Source organism: Mesorhizobium caraganae, assembly GCF_016836705.1.
Taxonomy (GTDB): domain Bacteria; phylum Pseudomonadota; class Alphaproteobacteria; order Rhizobiales; family Rhizobiaceae; genus Mesorhizobium; species Mesorhizobium caraganae.
Window position 1 is genome coordinate 890,218 of sequence record NZ_JAFCGY010000001.1, and the last position, 17,023, is coordinate 907,240.

Sequence of the window (17,023 nt, forward strand, 5' to 3'; positions counted from 1 at the left end):
CGCCGAAACCAGCTAGCGCAGGGCCGCAACCGGACGCCGCGCTTCCTTCGGCCGGGCGACAGAGCCATGCAGAATGCCGCCGATGTTTGCGACCAGAAACGCGGCCAGGTCGCGCGCCGGCGCATCCAGCCGTCGTGAGGGCGCGATCAACGCCAGCTCCGACGGCGGCTGCTCGGCAAAACCGTCGGCAGCGGTGAGCAGGCGGTGCTCGGGAAGCACCGCATCCACCGGCAGCAGGCTGATGCCCAGCCCCGACGCCACCGCCGCCTGCACGCCGATCAGCCCCTGGCTTGTATAGGCGATGCGCCACATCCGCCCTGTCGCCTCGATCGCGCGCGTCGCCCGTTGCCGGTAGATGCAGCCTTGCGGAAACATGGCGAGCGGCACGGGGTCGGCGTCGAGCGCCCCGGACGCGCCGGCCACCCAGACCAGCGTCTCCTCCCAGCGCCCCAGGCAAGGCGCGTCGCCAGGTTCGCGCTTGATCAGCGCCAGATCGATCTCGCCATTGTCGAGCAGACGCCGCAGCTCGAAACTCCAGCCGCTCACGGTGTCGAGCCGCAGGTGCGGCGACGCCCGGGAAAAACCCGACAGCAGGTCGATCAGCCGCCGGCCGGCAAAGTCTTCCGGCACGCCGAGCCGCACCGTCTTCGGCGCCGCGGGCTGCCGCAAGGCCGCTTCCGCCTCGGCCGAGATCGACAGCAGCCGGCGCGCATAGCCGAGCAACACTTCGCCCTCTTCGGTGACCTGTACGCCGCCCGGCGCGCGCTCGCGCACCAGCAGGCTGTGGCCGACGCTGTCCTCCAGCCGCTTGATCTGCTGGCTGATGGTCGATTGCGTCAGGTGCACGCGCTCCGCCGCGCGCGTAAACCCGCCGGTTTCGACCACCGCGACGAAGCTGCGCAACAGATCGAGATCCAGCTCCATTCGAATTTCCACTTGATCCTATCGCAACATTTAATTTTCAAATGACTGAAATCGCTGCCAGTGTCCAGCCAACTTCCCCTGAGGTATCTCCAAATGGCATTGAACGGGCCGCGCCCGACCTGGCTGACATTCGATTGCTACGGAACGCTGATCCAGTGGGATGAAGGCCTGATGGCGGCGATGGAAACGATCCTCGCGCGCAAGGGCCGCAAGATAGAAGCGAGGGACTTCATCCCCATCTATGACCGGCACGAGCACGAGCTCGAGCACACCAGGCCGCATTTGTCCTTCGCCGACGTCACCGCAAAGGCCTTGCGGCTGGCGCTGCGGGAGTTCTCGCTCGAAGCGGCGCCCGACGACGCGGAACTGCTGACCTCGTCGATCGGCAAGATGCCGCCATTTCCCGAAGTCGTCGCGACGCTGCGCCGGCTAAAGGATGCCGGCTTCAAGCTGGCGATCATCTCCAACACCGATGACGCCATCATCGCCGGCAACGTCGCGCAGCTCGGCGGATCGATCGACCGGGTCATCACCGCCGAGCAGGCACAGGCCTACAAGCCGTCGCGGCAGATTTTCGAACATGCCTGGCGAACCCTCGGTGTGACCAGGGACGAGCTTGTGCACATCTGCGCCAGCCCGCATCTCGACCTGGCCGCCGCGCGCGATCTCAAATTCCGCGCCGTGTGGGTCGACCGCGGCACCGGCCGCCGCCCGCCGCCCGACTACCAGCCGGACGCGGTCGCCCACGGCCTGGATGACGTGCCCGGGTTGTTCGAAGCCGCAGGCTGGCTTTAAGGCCCGGTAGGCGCGCACGAGGCGCGTCACCTCAGGGGTGACGGCCTGGCGCACCCGACAGGATTCGAACCTGTGACCTCTGCCTTCGGAGGGCAGCGCTCTATCCAGCTGAGCTACGGGTGCCTTCAGGGAACCTGAAAACGAACCAGCCGATAGGCCGGCCAGCAACGGCTTCTTAGCGGAAGCCGTGGCGGGCTTCAACGGGCAATTGGAGGGGCGACGCGAACTTGGCTCGGCCCCCGGCAAGGGTTTGGCCGCATTGTGCCGCATCCTGCCGCATCCTGCCCTTCGCAGGCTCAGGGCGTTCGTAATTCAAAAAGCCAAGCAATTGGCTTTTTGTCCGCTACGCGGACCTCATCCCGCCGCCTCACCCTTCACCGCCCTCTTCCTTACACTGCGTACCGTCCGCTTCGCCTTCTTGGCACCCGTCAGCTCGTGCATCGCATCCAGCTGCATCTGCTGCATTTCGGCCAGCCGCGTCCATTGGCGGGAGATCAGGTAGTCGAGCTTTTCGTGCAGATGGCGCACTTCCAGCTCGGCTTTCAGGTTCACCCGGTAGTCGTTGAAGGAGCGCAGGCGGTCCTTGGCCTCCGTCCGTCTCTGGCTCATCATGATGATCGGCGCCTGGATGGCGGCTATGCAGGAGAGCAGGAGGTTGAGCAGGATGAAGGGGTAGGGGTCGAAGGCGCTCTGCAAGCCCTCGAGCAGGTTGATGCCGATCCACACCAAAAGCACGCTGCCGAACGAGATCAGGAACCACCAGCTGCCGCCGAAGGCCGCCATATTGTCGGAGACGCGGTCGGCGAACGACCTGTGCTCCTCGAACTCCTCTTCCGAGTTTTCCGAAATCGTGTCCTGCCTGGCGATCGATTCGACCACCTGGCGGTCGAGCTCGGAGAATTCGCCGTGCTCCTGCTGCAGCAACTCCTCCATGTAGCGCATGCGGTAGCGGCCGAGCTCCTCGCGGCTGATGCGGGCGCCGCGCGGCAGGTCGGGATGGTCGGAGCGGATGCGGTCGGCAAGGCTCGGCCTGAGATCGTCGATGCGCACCAGGTCGCGCTTGCGGAACTTTCTACCTGAAATCGCCGACGGTTTTCGCTTCGGCTTCAGGCGGCCATGACCGGCGGGTTCGGAGTCCGGCACCTCGGGCGCTTCGAGCGCCTCGTCGGCAACCAGCTCGGCTTCGTGGGCGGGCGGCGCCTCGAAATACTCGCCGCCGCTGTCGTTTTCGCTGTCGGCCTGCTCGGATGGTTTTGGGGCTGTGCTCATGATGCCGGCTCCTGCTGTCGCGCTGTCGGCCACGTTACGCCAAGCCGGCGCGGCATAGCTATCGCTGCGGCGCAAATCGAGCATCCGTGCAAGTTCTTGTGATCAGGCCCCGCCAGTCTGCCTGCAATCGCATAGGGCAGTGCCCAGCCCCCTCTCCGTCCGCTGCGCGGCCACCTCTCCCCCATTTCATGGGGGCGAGGAAACGCCAATCTCAAAAGTCGCGGCCTCCAAAAGCCTGGGTTCCTCGCCCCCGCGGAGCGGGGGAGAGGTGGCTCGGCGAAGCCGAGACGGAGAGGGGGAGCGCCATCTGCGATGGTCCACCCTGGCGTCATGGTCATCGGCGGCTGGCCCCATCCTCACCCTGTAGCGAGCCGGGCCGGGCGCTTATATCAAGCCTAGCCCAGACGATGTCGCCATCAAGCGCCTGTCGGGCTGCCGTCACAACAAGGGTTGTCGTCATGTACAAACATATCCTGATCGCCACCGACGGTTCGGAACTCGCCGCCAAGGGCGTCGCCCACGGCCTCGAACTGGCCAAGGGCCTCGCTGCCGCTGTTACCTTCATCAACGTTTCCGAGCCGTTCCCGGCACTGGCCTGGGGCGGCGCAATGGCCGGCTATGTCGCCGCCGAAGAGCTGGTCAATTACGAGGGAAACGCCCGCAAATATGGCCGTGAGGTGCTGGACAAGTGCAAGGCCCGGGCCGACGCGCTCGGCGTGCGTGCAAAGACCTTGTACATCGAGAACAGGACGCCGGCAGAGGCCATCCTCGACGTCTCCCGCGCCGAGGCCTGCGACCTCATCGTCATGGCCTCGCATGGCCGCCGCGGGCTGGGCAGGCTGGTGCTGGGCAGCCAGACCGCGGAAGTCGTGTCGCTGACAGAGATCCCGGTTCTGGTGGTGCGGTAGGGCTGCAAGCGGCTCTCACTTCGTCATCCTAGGGCGGAGCGACGCGAAGCGGCGCGTAGACCCTAGGATCCATGCCGTTACGTCTGCCGAAGAATGCAGCGGAGCAGAATGAGGACATCTGGTGTTCCAGTGTCAGGTTTGCACGGTAGCGTCGCTCATAGCTCGCGGCATGGATCCTAGGGTCTGCGCGCGTCGCTTCGCTCCTTGCTCCGCCCTAGGATGACGAAGCGTTGTGAGCCTTCGTGCAGGCGCCGTCCTTGCGCCACGCTACTGCGTCGGCAAACCAGGCGCCGGCAAACCGGGCGGCGTCAGGCCAGGAAGCGACGAGCCAGATGGCGGCAGGCCGGGAAGCGGCGACGCGGCCGGCTGGTCTCCTGCAAACATCAGCCGCGTCTTCGTATCGGCCATCGCTGGCGAGAGGCTGCGCTGGATCAGCGCTTCGACATGGTCGTTGCGTTGCCTGGCGCTGTCGGCGCCCATCACCACCACGATCAGCCGGCGGCCATCGGCATTGTAGGAGGTGACGATGTTGTAGCCGGAGGCCCTGATATAGCCGGTCTTGATGCCGTCGACGCCGCGCACCCGCCCCAGCATGTCGTTATGGCCGCGCACCAGCCGCCCACGGAACATGAAATCGCTTTTGGAGAAATAGTGGAACTGTTGCGGGAAGCGGGCGCGCAAGGCCATGCCGAGCGTTGCCATGTCGCGCGCCGTCGTGTGCTGGCCGGCGTCGGGCAGGCCGGATGCGTTGCGGAAGACTGTGCTGGTCATGCCGATCTGGCGCGCCTTCGACGTCATCATGGCGGCGAACTGGTCTTCCGAGCCGCCAAGATATTCGCCCACCGCCACCGCCACGTCATTGGCCGATTTGACCACGATCGCCCGGATCGCCGAATCGACATCGATGCTCTCGCCGCGCCTGAAGCGCAGTTTGGTCGGCGGCTGCCGGGCCGCATTGTCGGAGACCGGGATCTGCGTCTCTTTGGAGACGCGGCCGGTCTCCAGCGCCTCGAACAGCAGATACAGCGTCATCATCTTGGTCAGCGACGCCGGATAGCGCTGCGCCGTCGAACTGACCTCGAACAGCGTCTTGCCGCTGGCATCGACGACGATGGCCGCATATTTCTCCTGCGGCGCCGGCACCGCCAGCACGCTGTCGGGCGGTGCGGTGGTGCTGCAGCCGGCAACGAAGACGAGCAGCAGGATGGCTGCGACAAATCTTTGGGCGAGGGAGGGGAAGTGGAAATCGGGCAAGGCAAGTCCGGCGTTGCTGAGAGGGCCGGAACCTAGCCTAACCCATTGCCCGCGTCCATTTGGTTAACGGCGAAGCCTGGTTTTCCTCGCCCCCGCGGAGCGGGGGAGAGGTGGCTCGGCGAAGCCGAGACGGAGAGGGGGAATGGCGCCGACGGCGCAGAACAGGCTCCAGGATCTTCGTTTGCCGGATGGCGCTTTACGAAGCCCCCTCTCCGGCCGCTTCGCGGCCACCTCTCCCCCACTTTGTGGGGGCGAGGAACTCGCGCTTGGTGCCCGCCCCGAAATCGCCTGTTTCCTGTCCTGTTTTGCCGGCGGGGTTGCGCTGCTACACTGCGCGCGGCAATTGCTTTGGGGGTTTGACATGACGACCGGTGACATCGGCGCGGCTGCGCCATCTCTTATCAGGGCTTCGCTCAGCCGCACCGGCAAATGGGCCGGCAGTGTCGCCTTCATCGGTGGTGCTGCTTCCGACATTCTCAATCCGCTGGCGCCGTTCGCCGCCTATATCGCGCTGGTCGCCTCGGTCGCCGCCGCCATCATCGCCATCGCCATTGTTCTGCGGCTGGTGCTGGCCGCCAAGGCGCTGCCGGCGCTGATCTTTGCCACCAGTGCGGCTGCCGTCGCCGGCGGCGTCTACGGCCTGCAGCAGCAGACCAATTCGCAGAACGGCGTGATCGCCGGCCTGGTGCCGGCCATCGCCCAGGTGCAGCAGCAGCTGGGCATCGTTTCGGCCAGGGTGGCCAGGATCGAACAGACGGTTACCGAGACCCAGCAGACGGTCGACCGGGTCAAGCAGTCGACCGACGCGGTAGCGAAAAAGACCGAGGAGATTGCGTCGAACCAGCAGCAGCAGACCGAGCAGGGCGCGCAGACGCAAAAGACCGTCGATCAGGTCAAGCAGACCACCGAAACGCTCGCTGCCGGCCAGCAGAAACAGGCCGAGCAGGCCGAAAAACTGCAGGCGACCACCGAGCAGATTGCAGCCTCCATCGACACCATCGCCAAGGGCTTTGCCGCATTGGCCGCGCAAGGCGGGGCGATCGCCGAGCCGAAGCGGCCGGATGAATTCTACCACAATGCCCGCGTCTACGAGCTGTCCGGCGATATGCTCAATGCCCGCCGCTCCTATCTCGCCTTTGCCGGTTTCGACGTCGACGCCGTCGATCCCTACACCCGCTTTGCCACGCTGCTGCGCGTGCAGGACGGCAAGGCCGGCGCGCGCGAAGTGTTCGGCCAGCTTGCCGACAAGGCCAAGGCGCTGTCGATCAAGCTGGTCCATGTCTTGCAGTTCGACGACACCCAGCGTCTCGACAAGCTCAATGCCTTCATCGCGGCCAATCCGGATTTCGCACCGGCCTATTACCTCCTGGCGCAGGAGTTTTCCGAGGACCGCCTCGGCGCCCAGTCGCTGTCCGACAAGCGCAGCGAGGCCGCGGCGCTGACCAAATTCGTCTCCTACGAAAAGGATGGCGGGCTGCTCAAATATTTCGTCGACCAGAGGGAGCTTGCCGACTGGCTCGACCACAGCCGCAGCCGGCTGACGGCCCTTGGCGACGTGCTCGACCCCGCGCGCTTTGCCCCGTCGCTGACGCCGATGCGCTCCAATGCCGGCTGGACGATTTCCATCTCGCTGCCCGAGGCGGCAACCGGCATTTCCTGGCGCCTGGGTGAGTCCGGTCCGTTCACCGATACCGGGCTGATGGCGATGAACGACCAGCGCACCGGCAAGCCGATGCCCAATCCGAGCTTCGAATTGCCCGACAGCACCACGGCCACCATCATCGGGGTAAAATATCTCGATCTCAGGGGCCGCGAGACCGGGCCGTTCAACATAAGTTTCGATCCGGAAGCCGCCCTCCAGCAGGGCAACAAGCAGATCCTCGACCAGTTCTGGACGTCGTGGATCGCCTTCGACGCCAGCGGCAATCACGGCCTGGTCTATTTCTCGCAGATGCTGTCATACCGTTGCGGCATCAAGGCGGTGCGCTACAGCCTGAACGGCACCGCGCTCGACAAGGAGATCAAGCTGCCGCCTTGCGACAAGAAGGACCCCTACGCCATCCCTTATGATTACCAGCCCTACTTCAAGGTCGCCGACAGCGTGACGTCGATGGCGGTGCAGGTCACCTACACCGACGGCACCAAGTCGCCGGTGCGGGAATACAAGCGGCAGTAGGGTGAGCAGCCGGTTCGCCGCAGGCGAATTCATCGTGCCTGTGGCACGATGAAAGGCCAGCGAACGCCGGGACGCTGCGAAGCAGCGGGGACCCGGCCGGGCTGGCCAATTATCAGCCCGGCCCTTCGCTGGCTCAGGGCGCTCGAAGCTCGAAAAGCCAAGCAATTGGCTTCTCGTCCGCTGCGCGGACCGCTTCTCACCCCCACAAGGGGGAGGGTGGAACTGCCCTGATGCAAAATGCCGGAAGCTGCGCTTGCGCAAGCTGCGCGGAGCGGGTTTGTTCGCTGCCATCAGAATCAGCAGGTGCATGGATGGATACGGTCACGATCAAGGCAAAAGGCATCTCGGTCACGGTCGACCTCACCGTCGGCCATATCGCCGACATGACCGTCGACAGCGATGGCCGCCAGCTGAAACCGTTGCACCGCGCGCCCTGGATCGACGCCGGCGAGACGCTGCCGCCGGACCTGCCCGAGGGCACCGTGCGGCTTTCCGGCGATTTCCTGTGCGCGCCGTTTTCGGCGAGCGACATCGAGGCAGCACCCTTGCATGGCTGGCCGGCCAACAGCGGTTGGGATATCGTTGCCAGCGAAGCGACATCCGATGGCTGGCGGGCCATCTTCCGGCTGCGCCGCCAGGTCATGGGTGCCTCGGTCGACAAGATCTTTACGCTTCGGGATGGTCATCCCTTCCTCTACCAGGAGCATGTCTTTTCCGGCGGTGCCGGCGCGGTGTCCGTCGCTCACCATCCGATGACGGCGATGCGCGACGGCGGCCGGCTGGCCTTTTCGCCCAAGCGCTTTGCCGCAACGCTGGACACACCGTTGGAGCCCGATCCGGCCCGCGGCCGCTTCAAGCTTGCCTATCCCGCGCGCACCACCGATCTGACGCGCTTTCCGGCCGCCGGCGGCGGCACGCTCGATCTCACCGACTACCGCATGGAGGATCAGCGCGAGGATTTCATCACCATGGTTGAGGCCGATCATGGCGGTCCGGGCTGGACGGCGCTGGCGCGCCGGGCCGAACAGGACCTGGTGCTGGTGCTGAAGAACCCGGCCGAATTGCCGGTCACCATGTTGTGGTTCAGCAATGGCGGCCGCGACTACGTGCCGTGGAGCGGCCGCCATCGCGGCGTGCTCGGCATCGAGGACGGCCGCGCCGCCGTCGGCCATGCCGCATCGGTCGGCGATAACTGGCTGAAGCGCGAAGGCGTGGCGACCGCCTTTGCGCTCGGCGGCGAAGTCTCCTTTCGCCATGTCATCGGCGCGCTGCCGCAGGCTAGCGGCGAGCCGCCGCGCCATATCGCGACAACATCAGGTCACATGCGTCTCACCGGAGCCGCTGGTTCGCCCCGCGACGTCGCCTTCGACAGCGATTTCCTGCGTATCGGCAAGCACGGCTGATTTTCGAACGCTAGCGCTGCCCCTCACCTGCCTGCCGGCATCCTCTCCCCGTATAGTGACGGGGAGAGGGGTGATGTCGCCGACGGTTTCGCTAATCTTCGACATTGCAAGAAATGCGCGAGGTCGCGGCCGGTGTCCAGCCGATAGATGGGTAACAGAATGAACCGGATACATAGGTAACACTTCTCTCCCCTTATGCGTCCGGCGCAGCGCCAAGCGGTTTGGTTGGCGCGGCGCTGCGCCGGACAAGCTTCATACGCCTGGTGTCGATGATGCCGAGCGGATGGGCATGGAAGGAGAGTGTCCATTCGCCGTCCTCGGTCTGCGCGGCTGCGACCGGCTCGCCGGCCAGCGCTTGCGAGACATAGATGAAGCCGCCATTCCACCTGATCTCGCCATTGTGGCGCACACGGCGGATCGCAGCCTCGGCCGGATAGTCAGGCTCAGGTGGCGTTCTGGGCATGGCGCGCTGCGAGGGGCGGTAATGCTGGGCTGGCGTATCCATGGCGAGTGCCTCATGCGGACGCTCCTCCTTGTAGCTGTGCCGGAAGGCCTCGAAGGCCTGGCCCTGGGCCGTTCTGTCGGCTTCCGGCGCCTCTGCCATCGGCAGCATGGTCAGATGAAAGCGTTCGTGGCGTCCGTTCTGCTGCGGCTTGCCCGGTGCGATCCGCTCCAGCGTGATGCCAAGCTTGATGAAGCGCACCGCAAGCGGCGTCAGCCCGGTGACGCCGGCCGATGCGAAGGGTGGGCCGTTGTCACTTCTGAACCGATCCGGCAGGCCATGCTCCTCAAACAGCCGTTCGAACACCGGCCAAGCCTCGCTATCGGCCGTCGATCCCGTCGCTTCGAGCGCCAGAAGATAGCGGCTCGACGCATCCATCACCGTCAGTGGTTCGCAGCCACCGTCAGTGGTTCGCAGCGCCACCCGTCACGGGTCCGGAACCAGCCTTTGTGATCGCCAGTCCACACCGCATTCGGCCTCTCGGCTTGCGGCCACGGTCCATTGCCGCAGGCCCGCAGACGCGGCCGTTTGCGGGCGTTGACAAGCCCATGCCGCGCAAGGATCGCCCCCACCGTCGAGGCCGACGGCCAGATGAGTTCGGGAGCCGTGCGCTTGAGCCGCGCCACGATCTTCTTCGGCCCCCAGAGCGGATGCGTCTCCTTCGCCGCTACGATCCGCTCGACAAGATCCTGGGCTGTCGCCCGGCCATGATTGAGCGGGGCTCGCGGCCGGTCGTGCAAACCCTCAGGCCCGAACGCCCGATAGCGTTCAAGCCACTTGTAGCCGGTCTTGCGTGAGATCTCGTGGGCCGCACAAAGCGCCACCATCGTCTCATCTCCAGAAAGACACTCCACAACAAACCGAAGCCGCTCGTCCATGATGCCAGTCTCTCGCCAAACCATCGCCGGTCCTCCCGGCGGACAAGAAAACTGTCACCCATGCTATCGGTCCATTCTGTTACCTATCTATCCGGGTCGGACACCAGCCCCTTCTCCCCGTCACTATACGGGGAGAGGATGCCGGCAGGGGGATGAGGGGCGGCGCCGACCTGGACCGTTGGCTGTTGGCCAGACGACCCAAATCCCGGTTTGAAATTTCCACCAACAGCCGCCAAGATGCGGCTGAAACCATCTGGCTGCAAAAGAGGCTCTCATGTCCGAAATCGCCCACCTCGCCGCCACCATCTTCAAGCGCGCCGGCAAGGCGAAGCGCTTCATCGTCGCCATTGCCGGCCCGCCCGGCGCCGGCAAGTCGATGCTGTCGGCCGGCCTGCATGATCTGTTGCCGGAAGGCGCCTCGGAAGTCGTGCCGATGGACGGGTTTCACTATGACGACATCGTGCTCAACCAGCGCGGCCTGCGGCCAAGAAAAGGCGCTCCCGAAACCTTCGATTTCGCCGGTTTCGAAACGCTATTGAAGCGCATCCGCTCGGGCGAGCCCGACATCGCCATTCCGGTGTTCGACCGCAGCATGGAATTGTCGCGCGCCGCGGCGTCCATCATTGCCTCCGAGGCCAAGTTCATCCTGGTCGAGGGCAATTACCTGCTGCTCGACGAGGAGCCGTGGTCGCGGCTGGCGCCTTTGTTCGACTTTACCATCTTTGTCGATGTGCCGCGCGCCGAACTCGAGCGTCGCCTGCTGATGCGCTGGCACGAACACGGCCGTTCGGACGAAGACGCACGCGCCTGGATCGCCTCCAACGACATGCCCAACATCGATCGCGTGCTTGGCCGGCGAAGGTCCGCCGACCTTGTTGTGGGCGATCCCGCTTAATTCTCAGGATTTCCGAACGGGAACCTTAAGACTTTCAGGTCGTTATCGCTGACGAGGCAACTTAGCCACAGAGGGATTTCGTCCGATGGCAACCAAAGCAAGAAAACCTGCAGCCGCCAAATCCAGGGCAACGCCGGCAAAAGCCACCCAGGCAAAAGCAGGCGCCGGCCCGGCAATTGCGGCGCGCTCCAAGGATGCAAAGCCGGCTTTCGGCAAGGCGGCACCGAAGAAGGTGGTGCCGGGCGCAGCGGCCAAGGTGGCGGCAAAGCCTGCCAAGGCCAAGAGGCCGGCAGGCAGCGGCAGCTCGGTGGGCACCATGCGCAATGTAGCCAACGTTGCGGCCGGCGCGGTTGTCGCCACGGCCAGAGGCGCTGCATCACTTGCCGCGTCAGTGATGGGCAAGGGCGGCTCCAAGGCCAAAGCCAAGGCAAAGTAGAGCAATTCCAGGAAAAGTGTGAAGCGGTTTTCCCGGGAAAATCGCGTAGCGCTTTCCCTTGGGAATTGCGTCAAACAAAAGGGGGAAAGCCGCTTTCGAGGCTTTGATCGTCAGCCTCTGGCTGGAATGGTCAGGCCGCGTTGCACCGCGGGCCGTGCCAGGCCACGCTCAAGCCATGCCGCGACGGTGGGGAAATCGTCGAAACCGACGAGTTCTCGCGCCTCGTAGAAGCCGATCAGATTGCGCACCCAGCCCAGCATCGAAATGTCGGCGATGGTAAAATCGTCATCCATGATCCAGCTGCGGCCTTTCAGCCTTGTCTCGAGCACGCCGATCAGCCGCCGCGATTCGTTGCGGTAGCGATCGAGCGGCCGCTTGTCGGCGATCTCGCGACCGGCGAATTTGTTGAAAAACCCGACCTGTCCGAAGATCGGCCCGATCGCCGCCATCTGGAAAAACACCCACTGGATGGTTTCGTAGCGCCGCACCGGATCGGCCGGGATCAGCTTGCCGGTCTTGTCGGTGAGGTAAAGCAGGATTGCGCCGGATTCGAACAGGCCGAACGGCTTGCCGCCCGGGCCATTGGGATCGATGGTGGCCGGAATCTTGCCGTTCGGGTTCAGCGACAGGAATTCCGGCGTCCAGCTCTGGTCCTTGCCGATGTCCACCAGATGCGCCTCGTAGGGCAGGCCGAGTTCTTCCAGCGCGATCGACACTTTCACCCCGTTCGGCGTCGTCGCCGAATAGAGTTGCAGGCGATCGGGATGGCTGGCCGGCCAACGCTTGGTGATCGGAAAAGCGGACAGGTCGGTCATCGAAAGCTCCGGTCGGGAATTTGGCGCTGGCGTCGCGCCGTTTGGCGGGTTGCGAAGGATTATCCGCCACGTGTTTGCCGATCAACCGGCCGGCGGTGCACACACCGTGTTTACCAGCGATTCACGGCCAGCCGCCCGCCGTCAGACCGACTTGAACGCCACCACGGCATTGGTGCCGCCAAAGGCAAAACCATTGCTGATCGCCGCCCGCACCTTGCGCTCGCGCGCCACATTGGGCGTGACGTCGAGATCGCAATCGGGGTCGGCCTGCCGGAAATTGGCCGTCGGCGGCACGATGCCTTCGCGGATCGCCATTACGCAGGCGATCATCTCCAGGCCGCCCGAGGCACCGAGGCAATGCGCATGCATCGACTTGGTCGACGACACCGAGAGCTTGTAGGCATGGTCGCCAAAGACGCGCTTGATCGCCGCCGTCTCGATCTGGTCGTTGGCCTTGGTGCCGGTGCCGTGGGCGTTGAGATAGTCGACGTCCTCGGGGTTGAGCCCGGCGTCGGCCAGGCAGGCACGCATCGCCGCCGTAGGCCCTTCGACAGTCGGCGCGACGATGTCGGATGCGTCGGCGGAAAGCCCGGCGCCGGCAATTTCGGCCAGAATGTCGGCACCGCGCGCCATGGCGTGTTCGTAGGTTTCCAGCACCGCCATGCCGGCGCCTTCGCCCAGCGACAGGCCCTGGCGGTCGGCCGAGAATGGCCGGCAGGTGTCGGGCGCCAGCACCCGCAGCGCTTCCCAACCCTTTAGAATGCCCCAGACCAGCGGCGCATCGGTGCCGCCGGCGACCATGACGTCGGCGCGGCCAAGCCGGATCTGATCGACCGCCGAGGCGAAGGCGTGATTCGACGACGAACAGGCCGAGGTGACGCCGAACACCGGCCCGCGCAGGCCAAGCACCATGCTGACCTGGCCGGCCGCAGCGCTTGGCATCACTTTCGGTACGGTGAAGATGCCGGCACGGTTCTTTCCGTCGATCAGGATGGCGCGATAGTTCTCCTCGATCGCTTCCCATCCGCAAACGCCGACGCCGACGACGGTGCCCATGCGATACGTGGTGGCTTCATCCGACGCCAGTCCGGCCTGCTGCATGGCTTCGCGCGCGGCAATCGCCGCCAGCAGGCTGAAGCGGTCCATCGACACGGTCTGCTTGTGGCCGATGCCATGGTCCGGCATCGCCTTGATCTCGCAGCCGACCTTGACCTTCAAATCATGCAGCAGCGGGTTGTCGATCTGGCCGATCGCCGATCGTCCCGCGCGCATTTCGTTCCAGATCGCAGGCGCATTGGTGCCAAGCCCGCATATGCCGCCTATGCCGGTAATGACGACTCGCTTGTGCATTCAGGCTTTCTTCGCGATCAGCGCGCGAACAGCCTCAACCATGTCGCCGACATTCTTCAGATTGCTCCAGGCATCGACCGTGTTCATCTCGATCTCGATGCCGTACTGCTCCTCAAGATCGAAGATGATCTCGGTCAGTTCCAGGGAATGGATGCCAAGCGCGGTCAATTCCGTATTGGTGGTGATCTCTTCGCCGCCGGGCTCCGCATGTGCCCTGATCTTGGCGATGATTTCCGTTGCCAGCTCGTCAGCCATTCGTTTCCTTCCCCAATTTTATCATTTCGCGGTGCCGATTGGTTGGCGCCCGTGTTGCCTGGACTGAAAATCGCCGTCGCCTTCAAAACCCCGCCAGGCGCGGCATGACCCGTTCCAAAGAGGCTCCCTCTATAGAAACGGAAACGCTGTCAAGCAACAAGCTATATCGACAAGCTACATATCGACAAAGCAGCCGGAGTGCTTAACGTTGGAACGATGGATACGTTGCAACATGGCTTGACCGCGGTGCTGCCGGCCCAGCGCGTCGCTGGTGCGGCCCGGCTTGCATGCGGCGTCAGTGCCGGCCGCACCAGGCTTTCGCGCCTCTATCAGGACGGATCGGCCAAGATCCGCATGCCGGCCGTTGCGGCCGATCCGCTCGAAGCCGTGCTCATCAACACCGCGGGCGGGCTGACTGGCGGTGATCGGCTCGGCTGGGAGATCGATGTCGGGCCAGGTGGCTCCGCTTCGATCACCACCCAGGCCTGCGAAAAGATCTATCGCGCCGAAAGCGACCGTGCTGAAGTGCGGGTAAAACTTGAAGTCGGCGCGGGTGGCCGGATTGCCTGGCTGCCGCAGGAAACCATCGTCTTCGACCGCGCGGCCTTTGCCCGCACGCTGGACGTCGATCTTGCCGCAGGCGCCGAGGCATTGCTGCTCGAGGCCACCGTCTTTGGCCGCCTGGCCATGGGCGAACAGGCCGCGCACGGCCATTTCCACGACCGCTGGCGGGTCCGCCGGGACGGCGCGCTCATTCATGCCGAGGATTTCCGCATCGGGCCGGCCATAGCGGCAGCCCTTGGTCGCCCTGCGGTCGCCGGCGGCGCCATTGCCGTGGCGACGCTGCTGATGGTTTCACCGCAAGCCGAAGCCTTGCTCGAGCCGGCCCGCGACATCATCGGCGCCGAGGGCGACGCCAGCGCCTGGAGCGTGAAACAATCTGGCAAGCTTCTTGCGAGGCTGTTTGCCGAGGACGGTTACCAGCTGCGTAAGCGGCTGGTTCCGCTCGTCGAACTGCTCAACGGGCGGGCCGGTCTGCCCAAATTATGGTCACTCTGAGCCAAATCCAGGCCAAATCCAGGAAAGTGCATGAACCTTACGCCGCGTGAAAAGGACAAGCTGCTCATCGCCATGGCGGCGATCGTGGCACGCAAGCGGCTGGAGCGCGGGGTCAAGCTCAATCACCCCGAAGCGATCGCGCTGATCACCGATTTCGTCGTCGAGGGCGCCCGCGACGGCCGCCCGGTCGCCGAACTGATGGAGGCCGGCGCCCATGTCGTCACCCGTGCGCAGGTGATGGAAGGCATCGCCGAGATGATCCACGACGTCCAGGTCGAGGCGACCTTTCCCGACGGCACCAAGCTGGTCACCGTGCACGAACCGATCAGGTGAGGAGGAAACGATGCTCGAACTCAGGCCCAACTGCGAATGCTGCGACAAGGACCTGCCACCGGAAGCGACGGATGCGCTGATCTGCACCTTCGAATGCACGTTTTGCGCCGACTGCGCTGAAAATGTGCTGGGCGGCGTCTGTCCGAATTGCGGCGGCAATTTTTCCGCCCGCCCCATCCGGCCGGCAGAGAAGCTGAAGAAATATCCGGCCTCGACCAAACGTGTGCTCAAGGCCGAGGGCTGCAAGGCCGCGTGATTGTTACCGTGACTTGGAAGGGAAGACCGATGATCTCTGCCTCAACCAAACGCACCACGCTCGCCGCAATCCTGCTGCTGGCGGCGGCCATGCCCGCCTATGCCCATGTCGGCATCGGCATGACCTCGTCCTTCGCGGCGGGCTTCGCGCATCCGCTGTCCGGGCTCGACCATATGACGGTGATGATCGCCGTCGGCCTGTGGGCCGCGCTCAAGGGTGGCAAGGCGATCTGGACCTGGCCGCTGGTCTTTGTCGGCGTCATGCTGGTCGGCGGCGCGCTCGGCATGCTGCACATGCCGTTGCCTTTCGTCGAACCGGGCATTTTGGCCTCCGTCGTCGCGCTTGGCCTGCTGGTTGCGCTGGCGGTCGACCTGCCGGTCTCGGCCGGCGTCGCCATCATCGGCCTGTTCGCGCTGTTCCATGGCCATGCCCATGGCACCGAAGTGCCGGAAAATGCCGGCGGGCTTGACTATATGGCAGGCTTTGCCGCTGCCACCGTGCTTCTCCATGCCATAGGCATCGCCGCCGGCCTCGGTCTCGGCATGCGCTTTCGCGGCCTTGCCCGTGCCGCCGGCGCGGCGTGTGCTGCGGTCGGCGTTGGCCTGGTCTTCGGCGTTCTGTGAGGCCTGAGATGATCCCCGGCGAAATCATCACCGCAAGCGGCGACATCGAGCTCAACAAGGGTCTGCCGACGGTGACGCTCAAAGTCGCCAACAGCGGCGACCGGCCGATCCAGGTCGGCAGCCACTATCATTTCTTCGAAACCAACGAAGGGCTGAAGTTCGATCGCGACAAAGCCCACGGCATGCGTCTCGATATCGCCGCCGGCACGGCGACGCGCTTCGAGCCGGGCCAGCAGCGCGACGTCACGCTGGTGCCGCTCGGCGGAAAACGCGAGGTCTACGGTTTCCAGCAGAAAATCATGGGCAAGCTGTGAGATCGACAGGGTCGAACGCCCTGAGATCAGTTCGAGGGCCTGGCCGCTGCATAGATGACGATTCCTGCGGGGCCGTCGAATTCGACGGCGAGGACGTCCTCGGCAAGCACGCGCCTGGAATCGATCGCATTGAACAGCAGCGCGTTGGCGTCGATCTCCTTGCGCAATTCCGCAATATCGTCCTGATGCTGCCTGACCTTGCTCTCGACGGCCGGCGGCGGGCCGCCTTCGCTGCGCGCCGCGTCGGTGAGGAAGACGATATCCACCGTGTCGAGCTTGGATGTCTTGCGTACCGTGCCGATGTTTTCACGCGTCCGCTCGATCGCGGCGATGAGCTTTCCGGTCTCCGCCGTCGTCCGCGCCTCTTCCTGGCGGACATCGGAGCCGACGATCCGGTTGACGGTGTCCGCGCTTTCAACGGCCTGCGCGGCGGGCGGTCCGCAGGCCGCGAGGAACATGCAAGTGGCTATGGTCTGGAGCCATCTGGCGTCGGCAAAGGGAATGGTCGGCATAGATCGCTCCTGGCGAACTTTTCTGCGCAACGCCGTTCGGCGCCAAAAAAGCCAAACGACTCCCGT

The 17,023-nt window shown here is 64.7% G+C and carries 18 protein-coding genes, 1 tRNA gene and 1 pseudogene; 11 read left to right on the forward strand and 9 right to left on the reverse strand.

The features are described from left to right. Positions 1-12: 12 nt before the first annotated feature. Positions 13-930, reverse strand: coding sequence for a LysR substrate-binding domain-containing protein (locus JQK88_RS04440; protein ID WP_376740381.1), 918 nt, complete (start codon positions 928-930; stop codon positions 13-15). A gap of 87 nt (positions 931-1,017) precedes the next feature. Between JQK88_RS04440 and JQK88_RS04445 the strand changes: the two genes are divergently transcribed. Then, entirely contained in the window at positions 1,018-1,719 is a 702-nt protein-coding gene (locus JQK88_RS04445; protein ID WP_203277593.1) for a haloacid dehalogenase type II, read from the forward strand. 46 nt (positions 1,720-1,765) lie between these two features. On the opposite strand, the gene JQK88_RS04450 is transcribed toward JQK88_RS04445, so the two are convergent. Further along, positions 1,766-1,842 (reverse strand) — tRNA-Arg (locus JQK88_RS04450). 231 nt (positions 1,843-2,073) lie between these two features. Continuing rightward, complete coding sequence (locus tag JQK88_RS04455) at positions 2,074-2,988, reverse strand: DUF1003 domain-containing protein (protein ID WP_203277594.1); 915 nt, start codon at positions 2,986-2,988, stop codon at positions 2,074-2,076. Between the two features lie 458 nt (positions 2,989-3,446). Here JQK88_RS04455 and JQK88_RS04460 point away from each other — a divergent pair, with 458 nt between their 5' ends. Then, positions 3,447-3,896: a universal stress protein gene (locus tag JQK88_RS04460; RefSeq protein ID WP_203277595.1), complete on the forward strand. Its 450-nt coding sequence runs from the start codon at positions 3,447-3,449 to the stop codon at positions 3,894-3,896. A gap of 267 nt (positions 3,897-4,163) precedes the next feature. Here JQK88_RS04460 and JQK88_RS04465 read toward each other — a convergent pair whose 3' ends face one another. Then, entirely contained in the window at positions 4,164-5,150 is a 987-nt protein-coding gene (locus JQK88_RS04465; RefSeq protein ID WP_203277596.1) for a D-alanyl-D-alanine carboxypeptidase family protein, read from the reverse strand. A gap of 361 nt (positions 5,151-5,511) precedes the next feature. Between JQK88_RS04465 and JQK88_RS04470 the strand changes: the two genes are divergently transcribed. Continuing rightward, positions 5,512-7,326, forward strand: coding sequence for a methyl-accepting chemotaxis protein (locus JQK88_RS04470; RefSeq protein WP_203277597.1), 1,815 nt, complete (start codon positions 5,512-5,514; stop codon positions 7,324-7,326). Positions 7,327-7,637: 311 nt separating this feature from the next. After that, entirely contained in the window at positions 7,638-8,729 is a 1,092-nt protein-coding gene (locus tag JQK88_RS04475; protein ID WP_192255291.1) for a hypothetical protein, read from the forward strand. A gap of 193 nt (positions 8,730-8,922) precedes the next feature. Here the strand turns inward: JQK88_RS04475 and JQK88_RS37365 are convergent. Then, positions 8,923-10,133, reverse strand: a pseudogene (locus JQK88_RS37365) (helix-turn-helix domain-containing protein). A 250-nt stretch (positions 10,134-10,383) separates the two neighbouring features. On the opposite strand from JQK88_RS37365, the gene JQK88_RS04485 reads away from it, so the two are divergent. Further along, complete coding sequence (locus JQK88_RS04485) at positions 10,384-11,004, forward strand: nucleoside triphosphate hydrolase (protein WP_203277598.1); 621 nt, start codon at positions 10,384-10,386, stop codon at positions 11,002-11,004. 85 nt (positions 11,005-11,089) lie between these two features. After that, entirely contained in the window at positions 11,090-11,440 is a 351-nt protein-coding gene (locus tag JQK88_RS04490) for a hypothetical protein (protein ID WP_203277599.1), read from the forward strand. Positions 11,441-11,550: 110 nt separating this feature from the next. Here the strand turns inward: JQK88_RS04490 and JQK88_RS04495 are convergent, their stop codons facing one another. The 3 genes from JQK88_RS04495 to JQK88_RS04505 form a co-directional block, all read right to left on the reverse strand. Then, a complete protein-coding gene (locus tag JQK88_RS04495) occupies positions 11,551-12,255 on the reverse strand; it encodes a glutathione S-transferase family protein (protein ID WP_203277600.1) in 705 nt (234 codons plus the stop codon). 141 nt (positions 12,256-12,396) lie between these two features. Next, complete coding sequence (locus JQK88_RS04500; protein ID WP_192255283.1) at positions 12,397-13,605, reverse strand: beta-ketoacyl-[acyl-carrier-protein] synthase family protein; 1,209 nt, start codon at positions 13,603-13,605, stop codon at positions 12,397-12,399. Next, positions 13,606-13,860 carry an acyl carrier protein gene (locus JQK88_RS04505; protein ID WP_023671226.1) on the reverse strand — a complete coding sequence of 85 codons (255 nt, stop codon included), beginning with the start codon at positions 13,858-13,860 and terminating at the stop codon, positions 13,606-13,608. Between the two features lie 216 nt (positions 13,861-14,076). Here JQK88_RS04505 and JQK88_RS04510 point away from each other — a divergent pair, with 216 nt between their 5' ends. The 5 genes from JQK88_RS04510 to JQK88_RS04530 are packed head-to-tail and all read left to right on the forward strand — an operon-like array spanning position 14,077 to position 16,445. After that, on the forward strand, positions 14,077-14,919 hold the full coding sequence (locus JQK88_RS04510; RefSeq protein WP_203277601.1) for an urease accessory protein UreD: 843 nt from the start codon (positions 14,077-14,079) through the stop codon (positions 14,917-14,919). Between the two features lie 30 nt (positions 14,920-14,949). Next, positions 14,950-15,252, forward strand: a complete 303-nt coding sequence (locus tag JQK88_RS04515) for an urease subunit gamma (RefSeq protein ID WP_023693076.1) — start codon at positions 14,950-14,952, stop codon at positions 15,250-15,252. Between the two features lie 10 nt (positions 15,253-15,262). Continuing rightward, complete coding sequence (locus tag JQK88_RS04520) at positions 15,263-15,508, forward strand: DUF1272 domain-containing protein (protein ID WP_112559981.1); 246 nt, start codon at positions 15,263-15,265, stop codon at positions 15,506-15,508. 29 nt (positions 15,509-15,537) lie between these two features. Beyond that, positions 15,538-16,131 carry a HupE/UreJ family protein gene (locus JQK88_RS04525; protein WP_203277602.1) on the forward strand — a complete coding sequence of 198 codons (594 nt, stop codon included), beginning with the start codon at positions 15,538-15,540 and terminating at the stop codon, positions 16,129-16,131. A gap of 8 nt (positions 16,132-16,139) precedes the next feature. After that, positions 16,140-16,445, forward strand: a complete 306-nt coding sequence (locus JQK88_RS04530) for an urease subunit beta (protein WP_203277603.1) — start codon at positions 16,140-16,142, stop codon at positions 16,443-16,445. Between the two features lie 26 nt (positions 16,446-16,471). Here the strand turns inward: JQK88_RS04530 and JQK88_RS04535 are convergent, their stop codons facing one another. Beyond that, a complete protein-coding gene (locus JQK88_RS04535; RefSeq protein WP_192255271.1) occupies positions 16,472-16,957 on the reverse strand; it encodes a hypothetical protein in 486 nt (161 codons plus the stop codon). Positions 16,958-17,023 lie beyond the last annotated feature (66 nt).

Bases quoted from the DNA above. Each gene is read 5' to 3' on its own strand.
- JQK88_RS04445 (WP_203277593.1), top strand. From the start codon at position 1,018: ATGGCATTGAACGGGCCGCGCCCGACCTGGCTGACATTCGATTGCTAC.
- JQK88_RS04455 (WP_203277594.1), bottom strand. From the start codon at position 2,988: ATGAGCACAGCCCCAAAACCATCCGAGCAGGCCGACAGCGAAAACGAC.
- JQK88_RS04460 (WP_203277595.1), top strand. From the start codon at position 3,447: ATGTACAAACATATCCTGATCGCCACCGACGGTTCGGAACTCGCCGCC.
- JQK88_RS04470 (WP_203277597.1), top strand. From the start codon at position 5,512: ATGACGACCGGTGACATCGGCGCGGCTGCGCCATCTCTTATCAGGGCT.
- JQK88_RS04475 (WP_192255291.1), top strand. From the start codon at position 7,638: ATGGATACGGTCACGATCAAGGCAAAAGGCATCTCGGTCACGGTCGAC.
- JQK88_RS04485 (WP_203277598.1), top strand. From the start codon at position 10,384: ATGTCCGAAATCGCCCACCTCGCCGCCACCATCTTCAAGCGCGCCGGC.
- JQK88_RS04490 (WP_203277599.1), top strand. From the start codon at position 11,090: ATGGCAACCAAAGCAAGAAAACCTGCAGCCGCCAAATCCAGGGCAACG.
- JQK88_RS04495 (WP_203277600.1), bottom strand. From the start codon at position 12,255: ATGACCGACCTGTCCGCTTTTCCGATCACCAAGCGTTGGCCGGCCAGC.
- JQK88_RS04500 (WP_192255283.1), bottom strand. From the start codon at position 13,605: ATGCACAAGCGAGTCGTCATTACCGGCATAGGCGGCATATGCGGGCTT.
- JQK88_RS04505 (WP_023671226.1), bottom strand. From the start codon at position 13,860: ATGGCTGACGAGCTGGCAACGGAAATCATCGCCAAGATCAGGGCACAT.
- JQK88_RS04510 (WP_203277601.1), top strand. From the start codon at position 14,077: ATGGATACGTTGCAACATGGCTTGACCGCGGTGCTGCCGGCCCAGCGC.
- JQK88_RS04515 (WP_023693076.1), top strand. From the start codon at position 14,950: ATGAACCTTACGCCGCGTGAAAAGGACAAGCTGCTCATCGCCATGGCG.
- JQK88_RS04520 (WP_112559981.1), top strand. From the start codon at position 15,263: ATGCTCGAACTCAGGCCCAACTGCGAATGCTGCGACAAGGACCTGCCA.
- JQK88_RS04525 (WP_203277602.1), top strand. From the start codon at position 15,538: ATGATCTCTGCCTCAACCAAACGCACCACGCTCGCCGCAATCCTGCTG.
- JQK88_RS04530 (WP_203277603.1), top strand. From the start codon at position 16,140: ATGATCCCCGGCGAAATCATCACCGCAAGCGGCGACATCGAGCTCAAC.
- JQK88_RS04535 (WP_192255271.1), bottom strand. From the start codon at position 16,957: ATGCCGACCATTCCCTTTGCCGACGCCAGATGGCTCCAGACCATAGCC.